Origin of the sequence: Streptomyces sp. NPDC050548, from assembly GCF_044457385.1 — a bacterium.
Lineage (GTDB): Bacteria > Actinomycetota > Actinomycetes > Streptomycetales > Streptomycetaceae > Streptomyces.
Map to the genome: position 1 here is coordinate 1 of NZ_JBITGV010000049.1, position 1757 is coordinate 1757.

The 1757-nt window shown below is 66.3% G+C and carries 1 protein-coding gene; it reads left to right on the plus strand.

The annotated features are described in order from the left end of the window. The coding region (locus ACIBJH_RS48160) for a condensation domain-containing protein (protein ID WP_399123417.1) at positions 1-1757 on the plus strand (1757 nt) is incomplete at both ends.

Genomic DNA, 1757 nt, shown 5'->3' on the forward strand with positions numbered 1-1757 from the left:
TCGCTGCTGGCGACTCGTCTGGTGAGCCGGATCCGTTCCGTCCTCGGGGTCGAGGTGAGCATCCGGGCGTTGTTCGAGGCGCCGACGGTTGCGGGCCTTGTCGAGCGACTCGATGAGGGTGTTCGGGTTCGGGAGCGGTTGGGCGTGCGGGTGCGGCCGGAGGTGCTTCCGGTGTCGTTCGCTCAGCGTCGGCTGTGGTTCCTGGGTCAGCTGGAAGGCGTGTCGTCGACGTACAACATCCCCCTCGCCGTCCGTCTGAGTGGGGCGTTGGATGTGGGGGCGTTGCGGGCGGCATTGGGGGATGTGGCGGGCCGTCATGAGAGCTTGCGGACGGTGTTCCCGCAGGTGGAGGGCGAACCGCGGCAGAAGATTCTGACGGGCGCCGCGGGTGTCCCCGAGGTTGCCGTGGGGTCCGTGCTTGCTGAGGACATCGCTTCGGCGGTGGCCGTGGTCGCGGGTACGGGTTTTGATCTGGAGCGGGATCTGCCGTGGCGGGTGCGGTTGTTGGAGGTTGCGGACGCGGTTGATGAGTGGGTTCTGGTGGTGGTGGTTCATCACATTGCGGCTGATGGCTGGTCGATGGCGCCGCTGGCGCGGGATCTGTCGCAGGCGTATGCGGCGCGGTGTCGGGGTGTCGCCCCGGTGTGGGACGCCCTTCCGGTGCAGTACGCGGACTACACGCTGTGGCAGCGCGAGGTTCTGGGTGACGAGGACGACCCGGAGAGCGTGCTTGCGGGGCAGGTCGCCTACTGGACGCGGGCCCTGAACGACCTTCCGGAGCAGCTTGAGCTGCCGGTGGACTTCCCGCGTCCGGCGGTTGCTTCGCACGAGGGTGCTTCGGTGGACGTGCGTGTTCCTGCGGGGGTGCATGCGCGGTTGGTGGAGTTGTCTCGTTCGTGTGGTGCGAGTGTGTTCATGACGGTGCAGGCCGCGTTGGCGGTGCTGTTGTCGAAGATGGGCGCCGGCCACGACATCCCGATCGGGACCCCGGTCGCGGGACGCACCGACGACGCCTTGGACGATCTCGTCGGGTTCTTCGTGAACACGCTGGTCCTGCGCACTGACGTGGCCGGTGATCCGTCGTTCCGGGAGGTGGTGGAGCGGGTCCGGGAGGCGGATCTGGCGGCTTTCGCGCATCAGGATGTGCCGTTCGAGCGGCTGGTGGAGGTCCTGAATCCGGCGCGTTCCATGGCCCGTCACCCTCTCTTCCAGGTGATGCTCGCCTTCCACAACAACGTCCGTCCCGAGTTGGACCTGCCTGGTGTTCACGCCCAGGTCGGGCCTGTCGGTGATGTGGCGGCCAGGTTCGATCTGTCGTTCAGCCTGGGTGAACTCCGTGACGAGAACGGTGGCCCTGCTGGTCTTGAGGGGCAGGTCGACTATCGGACGGATCTGTTCGCGGAGGAGACGGTCCGGGGGCTCGTGGACCGGTTGGTGCGTGTGCTGGAGACGGTCAGTGCCGATCCTGATATGGCGGTCCGTTCCGTCGGTGTTCTCGGTGCTGAGGAACGGCATCGGGTGCTCGTCGACTGGAATGACACGGGTCGTGAGGTTCCGGATGTGCTGTTGCCGGAGTTGTTTGAGGCGCAGGTGGTGCGGACTCCGGATGCTGTTGCTGTGGTGAGTAGTGGGGTTCAACTCAGCTATGGCGAGTTGAACAGGCGGGCGAATTGTTTGGCGCGGTATTTGGTGGGGTGTGGTGCGGGTCCGGAGCGGTTGGTGGCGGTGGCGTTGCCGCGGTCGGTGGATCTGGTGGT